Source organism: Paraburkholderia sp. SG-MS1, from assembly GCF_012275575.1.
Lineage (GTDB): Bacteria > Pseudomonadota > Gammaproteobacteria > Burkholderiales > Burkholderiaceae > Paraburkholderia.
Genome location: NZ_NPIH01000230.1, coordinates 94,802 through 104,361 on the forward strand (window position 1 = coordinate 94,802; position 9,560 = coordinate 104,361).

A 9,560-nucleotide genomic window follows, 5' to 3' on the forward strand; every position below is an offset into this window, starting at 1 on the left:
CCAGCAATCATCCGGTAAGGCTATTGAGTATTGCGGTACCGGGACTAAATCACTCTGTTAATTGGCTCTTCAAATCGACGTCCTGTGTATGACATGCCGTCCCCGGTTAACCAAATCGTGTACCTCGGTTCGTTATTCCTCAATCGACATCTCGCAGCCACGGAAGGCATCATAAAAAAGAGATCACTTCTCCAATAGTCAACGAATCGGGCACTCCGACATGACCGTAAAAATTCTCCTGACCGGCGATATCAACCTCATGAATGTCGCCGACCCCTCGGTTCCCTTTCGTCGGGTCGCTGCCGAACTCAAGGCAGCAAATTTCGTTTTCAGCAATCTCGAATGCTGCCTTTATGCGCCAGATCACGGCGTTTCCGTTGACCTCAATCGCACCACTGAAGGCTTTTTTGCCGATCCCGCTGCAGGTGTCGCTCTGCGCGAAGGAGGTATTCAGGCCGTAGGTATCGCGAACAACGTCAATTACGGCGCGCAAGCGATTCTCTCCTCGATCGACAATCTTGCGAAACTCGGCATTCCTCGCACAGGTGCCGGCCGGAATGCAGAGGATGCATGCATGCCTGTCATCGTTGAACGCGACGGTCAACGGATCGGCGTCATTCAACGTACTGCCGTTTATTGGACGACGAACCACGAAGCCTCGGCGGTAACTCCGGGCGTCGCGGCCCTGAAAGGCCATACGTCATATCAGATCGCGTTCCATCGTCTTGGACCGGATCAACCGACACCTAATCGTCCCGGCGTGCCCCCGGTCATTCACACGTGGACCGATCCGAAATATCTGAAGGTCCTCAAGGATCAGGTCGCCGAACTGCGCAAGCGGGTTGATATCGTGATCGTCTCGCTTCACTGGGGTCTGGATAAGGAGGTGCTGGAATACATGACCGAATTGGCTCACGCATCCATCGATGCGGGTGCCGATCTCGTGATCGGGCACGGTCCTCATTATGCGCTGCCGGTGGAAATCTACCAGGAGCGGCCGATTTTTTACGGGCTTGGAAGCTTTTCGTTCCACATGGGTCACGCGGGCAAGAAGCACGGTGATTGGGTTGGGATGATGGTCAGCTTCACGGTGGACAAGCAAAAAGGTCCGCGATCGAGTTTCCGCTTTGTGCGCCACAACGACGACAACGAGACTTACCTGTGTGATCCGAAGGCTGAAACCGAAGTCCTCGAGGAATTGCGTGCTCGCAGCGTGAAGCTTGGCGCTGGCCTCGAAATAGAAGGTCAGGAGGTCGTGCTGAACCACCTTGTGCAAGAATCCTGATCGGCCATCATGATGACACTCACTGCTTCACAGAAACTCGCTTCGTTCGTGGTGGATTTTCTGGATCGACCTATTCCCGCTCATGTGTTGACCTATGCAAAGTACTGTCTGATCGATACTGTCGCCGCTGCCACCTACGGGGCAGAATTCCCGTGGAGCAAGGCAGTGCTCGCATACGCCGCGCGCTACGGTGCTGGTGGAACGAGTACGGTGCTTGGAACCTCGTCGATGCGAGTGCATGCCCCCATGGCTGCTCTGGCAAATGGAGCGTTGGCCCATGCGTTCGAGATGGATGGCATTCGCGAGCCGAGCGCCGGTGTTCATGCAGGGGCGACCATTGCGCCGGCCGCGTTCGCCGTGGGCGAAGAATGCGACGCAGACGGTCTCTCTGTCCTGAAAGCGTTCATTTTGGGCACGGAAGTCGCGTCGCGTATTGGGGTGGCCAGCCATCACAGCCCCGAAAAGATCGGCTTCCACGCACCTGGCATGACCGGTCCCTTCGGTGCGGCCATTGCCGCTGGCGTGTTGATGGAACTGGACGCCGAAAGACTCACCAATGCGCTGGGGCTGGCGGGTTCGCTGACGTCCGGCCTGATGACATTCAGCACGTCCAGGCACGGTTCGATGGTCAAACGTCTGCATCCCGGTCGAGCCGCGGAATCCGGCGTTCTGGCCGCACGTCTGGCCGCTTCCGGATTCGAGGGGCCCGAGACCATCCTGGATGGTAGATTCGGGTTCCTTGACGCCTACTGCCGGGATCTTCCCCAAGAAACCAGTTTATTGACCGCCAATCTCGGCGAAGACTGGGAAACATTACGGACCGGCTTGAAGCGCTACGCGTGTCACGCGAATGCTCAGACCGCGACTCAATCGGCGATCACTCTTCAAAGGCGGCATCAGTTCCTGCCCGAGGAAATTGATCACATCATGATTGAAGGCAATGAACGTCTGATCGGCCGGCATGACAATCCCGAACCGCTCGATATCATGCAGGGGCAGTACAGCCTCCCCTTCTGCGTCGCACTGGCACTGTATCGCGATCCAAACGATCCGCGCTCATTTAGCAGCGAATCGGTGAATGATCCAGACATCCGTTCGCTAGCCCGTAAGGTTCGGGTCACGACAATGGCGACCAGGTCGGTTCGCCATACTCGCATGACGATTTGTCTTCTCGACGGAACGGTATTGGTCGAAGATTGCGAGATATACAAAGGCATGCCGTCCGATCCGGTCACGGTCGACGATCTCAGTATCAAATTCAAGAGCCTGACGCGCTCACTCGATGAACGGCATGCGGATGTTCTGTTCGACCGTCTTATCACACTGGAAAAGCAGAATCGCCTGCCGTTTGCATGAGCAATCATCCTTTCCTCGGCAAGCGCACGCGTTCTTCACCGGGCGACTGTACGTCATGTGCATTGCACGCACAGCCAGTCAAAGACCTGAGTGAGATGCCTGAGAGCAGTCGCGACACCGGGGTGTTGACTAGTTTGAGTCATTAGAAAGTCTATGAATTTCGTCACGTCTCGTTCACTGGGGAGTAGATTCCAATTAATTCCCATGATTATCGCCATTCCGATGTTTCTTCAGGCGGTCGATACCTCGGTATTGGGAACGGCGCTGCCTTCAATGGCCCTATCTTTGCACACCGAGATTCTTCACCTCAACATGGCCGTCACCTCCTATTTGTTGAGCCTGGCCGTTTTCTTGCCGGCTAGCGGATGGATGGCAGATCGATGGGGCGCCCGGTGCTTATTCTGCTGGGCAATCGGCATCTTTTCTCTGGCGAGCGCTTTGTGCGGATTGGCGACATCTCTCGATCAAATCGTCGCTTTCAGGATCTTGCAAGGACTGGGGGGCGCCATGACGATGCCCGTAGGCCGCCTGATTCTCCTTCGATGCGTCCCTCCGGCTCAAATGGTCGCGGCGATGGCCTGGTTCACGATTCCCGGTGCTGCTGGTCGCGTCTGCGGACCGCTGATTGGCGGCCTATTCGCCACCTTCACCTCCTGGCGATGGATTTTCTATCTCAACCTCCCCTTTGGCGCATTGGGCATTTTTCTGTCGCTCAAATACGTTCCGCCAATCAAGAAGCACGCCGAAGAAAAATTCCACCTTTCCGGATTCGTGTTGATGGCATTGTCTTTGGCCGGAATCGTCTGCGGACTCGAAACAGTCGGTCGAAATTTCGTTCCAGTGTCTGTTACGTGGGCGATGGTCGTCGGAGGTGTCTTTTCTTTCGCCGCTTATTGGGTACATGACCGCCGCAACGAGGCCAAGGCAATCATTCCGCTCGGCATCTTCAGGATCAAAACTTTTTCCCTGATGACCTTGGGAGGAATGCCGGTCAGAATCGCGGTAGGTTCTGCTCCGATTCTGATTCCGTTGTGGATGCAAATTGGCTGCGGGATGTCCGCGGTCGAGTCTGGCCTGATGAGCGCTGGCCTGTCGTTCGGCCTGTTCGAGGTCAGGATGGTGATAGAACTGTCCGCGGCGGCTGTTGGGTTCCGCTCGATCATGCTGGCTTCAACCATGCTGATGGCGAGCATGTTTGCCGGTTACGGCTTGTTCACGAATCAGACGTCGCATTGGGTCATGTTCATCGTCTTTTGCGTTAGCGGCATTTTCCAGTCCATGACGATGATCTCGCTCAATACGCTCACCTTTACCGATGTTCCAAAGCATTTCTCCAGCAAGGCCACAGCGCTTTCGACGATGCTACAACAAATATCAGTGAGCTTCGGTGTGGCATTTGCGTCGCTGTGCATGACCTTCACCGCGCGTTATCACGGCCATTCGGCGCAGAATCTGGCGACCGCCGACTTCCCGCCCACCTTCTTCATCATGGGCGCATTCACTCTCGTCTCATTGTTAAGTTTTAGCCGCATCGATTGCAAAAATGGGCGAGACTTCACGCAAACGAAACATGAGCCGCAGATCGAAGAACAGTTGTGAGCAGATCATCATCGCCCTCATCCCGAGATCTGGGCGCATGCTTCGGCAAAGATTCATTAGAACATGCCGGATGTGCGGCGCCGTCGCCTGTCTGAATCACATCAGCGCGCTCGGCGTGCTATTTGCAGCGCAGCGTCGCGGGCTGCCGGTGTTTTCCCTTCCCTTCCCTTCTCTTCCAACCACCTTCCCGTCACTGGATCAGTGCATGCGACTACAGCGCGCAACCGGCAGATGCATTAGCATGCCTTATGCATCCAGCCACTGTCTGGGTGCGATAGTCGGTGCGACCGGCTGACCATTGAAAAAATACCCGACTGGGGAGACAAGATTAATGAGCGTCGTCAATCTCGACCTGGAGTTGCTGCGCACGTTCGTGGCGATCGTCGAACGCGAGTCCTTTGCCGCAGCTGCCGACTCGGTACATCGAACCCAATCCGCTGTCACGCAGCAGATGCAGCGCCTCGAATCGCAACTGGAAAAACCGTTGTTCCTGAAACGGGGGCGCGAGAAGCGGCTGACCGAAGATGGATTGAAATTGCTCGAATATTCGCGCCGTCTGCTCGCACTCAACGACGAAGCCTGTTCGGCAATCGCTGGCGCAACCTTGACCGGCGAGGTCAGAATAGGCGCGCCGGCGGACGTCGCCGACTCGATGCTACCCAACCTGTTGCAACGCTTCTCGAAGGCTTTCCCGAGTTTGCGCATGACGATCGACACTGGTCGAACCGCATTCCTGATCCAGGCGATGAAGCGCGGCGAGATTGACATGACTATCTCCGCGCGAGCGCATCCCGAGTTTCGCCACCTGACGCTACGTACTTCGCCGACCGTATGGATCTGCGCAGCCGACTACCACTACGACCGGTCGCAACCGCTCGACCTCATCACGTCCGACGAGCCCAGTCTGTTCCGCACGATGGCACTCGAACATCTGGATCGCGCCGGTATTGGCTGGCGCATCCGCTATGTTGCGCCGACCTTGCCGGGCATACGCGCCGCACTTCGCGCGGGGCTCGGTGTGACGGCCCGCTCGGTCGAAGTGATGGGTCCGGATTTCCGGGTGCTGAGCGCAACCGACGGACTGCCGCGCCTTCCCGATGTCACTTACAGCCTGTATCTGGGGCTCTCGCCGAATCCCGCTGCGCGCCGGCTATTCGATTCGCTCGGCGCGCCGCGAATCTGAGCGCTTGCAGCGAAAACTGTCTACTCGGGAAACACCTATAATTGAAAGGTCCGCTCTCTTTTTTCCTACAAACGCCTTTCATTCAGGGTGTCGAGCCATGAAGTCATCCATACAAGCGGTCGTTGCCGCTGTCGCAGTATGCGTGTGCGGCATCGCGCACGCGCAAGCAAGCCAACCCGTTACCCGCGCACAGGTCCGCTCGGAAGTGGTCGCGTTGGTGAAGCACGGCTATAAGCCCAATCGCGACGATTACCCGGAAACGCTGCTCGCTGCGCAGCAACGGCTTGCTGAGCAGCGCGATTCGAGTTCAGGTCGCGATCGCAACGTGAACGTGACGGCGCAATAACGCAGTAACGGCGGTATTGAACCGTTACGTGCGCTTTCAACGTATCTTTGACGTATCAGGCGCATTGACCGATACGGTTTTCCGCTTCAACTTTCCGCTGAACAAAGCATCGTTAGCGGACGCAGCCATGCGACAAATCGCGCGGCCAACGAACGCCGAGTCGGCTTGCGCAATACACCCGGTTCCAGATCCGGCGGTGCAATGTCGTGAGTACACGACGTTGCAAAGCTGCAGCCGAGCCGGGTGGAATCGTCGGCACTCGTGCCATGCGTATAGATCGTGAGCAGCACGATCGGCGCACATTGTTCAAAGTGCAGATAGCCGGACACGCGGCCTCCGAAAAGCGCGAGCGTTGGCTGAAAATCGAAGCGCGGTTCAGCGTACCGCGTGACTCCTCTACTGCTTCTTCTGCGTCTGTTCGAGCCCAAACTGCGAATGATCGATAGCGGCTTTCTGCTCCGCTGTCATCGTCTTTGACAACATGTACTCGTAGGGCCGATTGATATCGAACTCCTTTTCACCGAACAGTTCGGCAGAATCCATCGTGACGATGTCGTGCGATAGAAGCATTGCCTGAGTTTGCATCCGCGCATCCACGTCGACATATACGGCGAACACCACCGCCTGTTTGACGGAATGGCCGACTACCGTGTCGCCATGACCGCGCATCAGGATCGCCGGCGCACTCCCCAAAGATCTCGCCAACGCTGCGCCACGGGTCTCATCAGTGACCTGCATGCCGCGCTCTTCCTTGCCGCGCGCGTCGCGGATTTCGAAGGTCGGCGTGATCAGCGGCAGAAAGCCGGCCTGCGCGACAACCGGTTTCAGCGGAACGTGCGTAAGACTCAGCGGAATGACCGACTGCGAATGCGAGTGAATCACTGCCATCACGTCCGGCCGCGCTTTGTAGATCTCTCCGTGGATGTAGCGCTCGCCGTTCACCTTGCGTCCTTGCGGATCGATGGGCTGACTGTCGGAAACGCGTAGCGCAAGAATGTCGCCGCGCGTCACGAGCGAGGGCGGCATCGCTCGGGGCATATAGAAAATGCCCGGATCTTTTTTCGAGCGAGCGCTGACGTGACCGAAGCCATCGAGTACACCCTCGTTGGTCAGGATTTTGTATGCCTGAACGAGTTGGTCTTTCACGGCATCGTCCGGGTCGGCTGGTTGCTGTGCATGCGCGCCGATCGCCACGCCGAACAATACGAGCGTCGCAAGTATCCAGTTTCTAATCATTCTTTCTCCGTTCAATTCATATGTGGCTGCCAAAGCGGGTATGACTCGTCAGAAGCGAGTCCGGATTCCGACCATTGCGCCCGTCTGCACCGCGCCCGTGGTGACTGTGTTGAATCCGGCGAACCCGAGATTGGTATGTGCCTTATTCAGAATCGTTCCAACCTGCATGTAGACGTCGGTACGTTTTGACAGCAGGTAACTCGCGAGAACTGAAAGCATCAGCGGATTGCCCTGGCCCGTATTGCGATCTTCCTGATAGAACAGGTCGGAGCTGATATTCAGGAATGGTGTGACCTGGTATTTCGCCGCGATCCAGTAGAGCGATGAATAGAGATTTTGAGCCGGTTGCTTGAGCGCGTAGAGCCGGTATGCGGCATACAAGGTGACCGGGTTGAGATCGATCGATGCGCCCACGCCATAGCGCTGCGTCTTGATGCCTTGCGTGGCGACCGTATTGCCGTTCTGCTGGTCGAACAACAGACCCAGCGTGGCAATGCCGTGGTTGTAGGTGGTGAAGAAACTTTCCTGTTTGCCGACCCGGAATGCGCCTGCTACCGGACCCGAACCGGTTACGCTGTCGTAGCCGAAGCTATAGAGTTGTTCGACCATCAGCTTGCCGCCCAGTACATTGAAGTTGCCGAGATAGCGGGCCGAATTGTCCGCGCGCCCCACAAATGCAAGGTCGTAGACCACGGCCGAATAGATGGCCGGTCCCACCGGGTCGAACCAGACGCCGAAGTCGTACACGCCCGTCACGTGACGCCCAAGGGTCAATTGTCCATACGGCGAGGCGATCCCGACGTACGACGAGCGCCCGAACAAACGTCCCGAATTGTTGGCGGTGCCCTTTGCCGCATCGAAGCCATTTTCGAGCACAGCCACAGCCGCATAACCGTTGCCGAGATCTTCACGAATGCGCAGGCCCCAACGCGAGGTTTGCGCACCGCCCGAAATCACCGAAAAGGTCGAGCCGCTTTTCCCGCCGGACGCGAGATTGTGGTTCGTGTACTGCACACCGACATCGACGATGCCGTACAGCGTCACCGAAGACTGTGCCGCGGCCGTCGATGACGCTAAGGCCGCCCCGAGATAGACGCCTAACCATGCTTTTTTCACTTTCTGTCTCCGAGTTGCTTTTTTCTATGTTCGAGTGCGATTGATGATTGCCTCTCCCCGCTTTTTCAGCGAAGTCATTCACCCGACGCATGATTGACTTCCTCAAGCGTCTTCTGCCGCGAATCGACCTTGACGGTAAACACCAGAATGACCGCGGCGCCCACGAGCGGCAGCGTGAAGTAGTAGATGATCTGATGAATCATTGTGCCCAGCGTCAGCAGCCAGCCCAGCACGAACGGCCCCGTAATCGATCCAATCCGCGCACACGCGACCACCAGCCCCGATGCGAGCGCTCGCACCCGCGTCGGAAACAGCTCGCTGCTCAGCGTGTAGAAGATCGGCACCACCCCGCCCGAGAAGAACTGGTAACCCACGTTGCACGCCACGATGATCGCGATCGGATAGCGGTATTCGAACGCCAGACCGAAGCCGAAAAAGCACAGTGCACTGAGCCCCGAGAGCAGCAGCATCGCCCACTTGCGCGGCATCCGCTCCTGCAGCCACATACCGAAGATCTGCCCAAGCGGCGTGGTCGCCAGCACGATCATCGTGAACGTGAAGCTGCGCGTGAGCGTGAAGCCCTGGCGGATGAAGATCGACGGCAGCCACGTGCCGAAGCCGACCACCTGGATGTTGTTGGCGAGCTGGAACAGCCCGAGTACCGCAATCGTCAGCGCCGAGAAGCGCAGCACGGAGAATTGCTGCCCCATCGACGGCCGCGCAGTGTTCGCCGGCTGCGCGTTCGAGTCCGGCGCAACCAGTTCGAGCGACCGGTATCCCGCGCGGTCGGCGAGCCGCCGCACGATCTGCCCCGCTTCCTCGACGCGCCCCTGCTGCAGCAGGAACCGCACCGACTCCGGCATGAAACGGCGTACGTAGATGATCATCAACGCCGGACTCACGCCAACCCAGAACAGCGCACGCCAGCCGAAGCTCGGCACGATCAGCGTGGCCGCGACCGCACACACGAACCAGCCCGTCGAATAGCCGATCGCGCCCGAGCCGATGAAGATGTGCCGCAGGCGCTTCGGCGAATACTCCGCCAGCAGCGAGAACGCCACCGGAAACTCAGCCGCGATGCCCATTCCCGCGATAAAACGCGCAATCAGCAGCACTTCGTAGCTCGGCGCAATCGCGCTCAGAAAAGTGCCGAACGCGTACGCGAACAGCGCGCACTGAAAGATCGGCCTGCGCCCGATCCGGTCGGCAAGCGGTGCAAACAGCAGCGCGCCGAGAAGAAGACCAATATTGGTCACCGAGCCGATCGCGCCCGCCTGCGTCGCGCTGATGTGGAATTCCTTGATGATCAAAGGCAATGCAAACGAGGTCGTCTGGAAATCGAACCCGTCCAGCACCTGCGCGACGATGCAGCCCAGCAGCAGCGTCCATAGAAAACCGTTCATCGGACAATGGTCGAGAAAGTCCGTGTAACTCATCTT

8 protein-coding genes are annotated in these 9,560 nt (G+C 57.7%); 5 read left to right on the plus strand and 3 right to left on the minus strand.

Going from position 1 to position 9,560, the window contains the following annotated elements; translation table 11 throughout:
* Positions 1-220: 220 nt before the first annotated feature.
* The 5 genes from CIC12_RS21655 to CIC12_RS21675 all read left to right on the plus strand — a co-directional run bounded on the left by CIC12_RS21655 (position 221) and on the right by CIC12_RS21675 (position 5,769).
* Entirely contained in the window at positions 221-1,285 is a 1,065-nt protein-coding gene (locus CIC12_RS21655; protein ID WP_168666813.1) for a CapA family protein, read from the plus strand.
* 9 nt (positions 1,286-1,294) lie between these two features.
* Entirely contained in the window at positions 1,295-2,641 is a 1,347-nt protein-coding gene (locus tag CIC12_RS21660) for an MmgE/PrpD family protein (RefSeq protein WP_168666815.1), read from the plus strand.
* A 204-nt stretch (positions 2,642-2,845) separates the two neighbouring features.
* Positions 2,846-4,240, plus strand: a complete 1,395-nt coding sequence (locus CIC12_RS21665; RefSeq protein ID WP_174772133.1) for an MFS transporter — start codon at positions 2,846-2,848, stop codon at positions 4,238-4,240.
* Positions 4,241-4,571: 331 nt separating this feature from the next.
* Positions 4,572-5,423 carry a LysR substrate-binding domain-containing protein gene (locus CIC12_RS21670; protein WP_168666817.1) on the plus strand — a complete coding sequence of 284 codons (852 nt, stop codon included), beginning with the start codon at positions 4,572-4,574 and terminating at the stop codon, positions 5,421-5,423.
* Positions 5,424-5,520: 97 nt separating this feature from the next.
* Entirely contained in the window at positions 5,521-5,769 is a 249-nt protein-coding gene (locus CIC12_RS21675) for a DUF4148 domain-containing protein (protein WP_168666819.1), read from the plus strand.
* A gap of 396 nt (positions 5,770-6,165) precedes the next feature.
* Here CIC12_RS21675 and CIC12_RS21680 read toward each other — a convergent pair whose 3' ends face one another.
* The 3 genes from CIC12_RS21680 to CIC12_RS21690 form a co-directional block, all read right to left on the minus strand.
* On the minus strand, positions 6,166-7,005 hold the full coding sequence (locus tag CIC12_RS21680; protein ID WP_168666821.1) for a class II aldolase/adducin family protein: 840 nt from the start codon (positions 7,003-7,005) through the stop codon (positions 6,166-6,168).
* A gap of 48 nt (positions 7,006-7,053) precedes the next feature.
* Positions 7,054-8,121: a porin gene (locus CIC12_RS21685; RefSeq protein WP_168666823.1), complete on the minus strand. Its 1,068-nt coding sequence runs from the start codon at positions 8,119-8,121 to the stop codon at positions 7,054-7,056.
* A gap of 74 nt (positions 8,122-8,195) precedes the next feature.
* Positions 8,196-9,560 (minus strand): MFS transporter (locus CIC12_RS21690; protein ID WP_168666825.1); only part of this gene is annotated, 1,365 nt, incomplete at its 5' end.

Excerpts from the sequence above, each read along its gene's own strand:
- CIC12_RS21665 (WP_174772133.1), top strand. The coding sequence starts at position 2,846 with ATGATTATCGCCATTCCGATGTTTCTTCAGGCGGTCGATACCTCGGTA.
- CIC12_RS21655 (WP_168666813.1), top strand. The coding sequence starts at position 221 with ATGACCGTAAAAATTCTCCTGACCGGCGATATCAACCTCATGAATGTC.
- CIC12_RS21670 (WP_168666817.1), top strand. The coding sequence starts at position 4,572 with ATGAGCGTCGTCAATCTCGACCTGGAGTTGCTGCGCACGTTCGTGGCG.
- CIC12_RS21660 (WP_168666815.1), top strand. The coding sequence starts at position 1,295 with ATGATGACACTCACTGCTTCACAGAAACTCGCTTCGTTCGTGGTGGAT.
- CIC12_RS21680 (WP_168666821.1), bottom strand. The coding sequence starts at position 7,005 with ATGATTAGAAACTGGATACTTGCGACGCTCGTATTGTTCGGCGTGGCG.
- CIC12_RS21675 (WP_168666819.1), top strand. The coding sequence starts at position 5,521 with ATGAAGTCATCCATACAAGCGGTCGTTGCCGCTGTCGCAGTATGCGTG.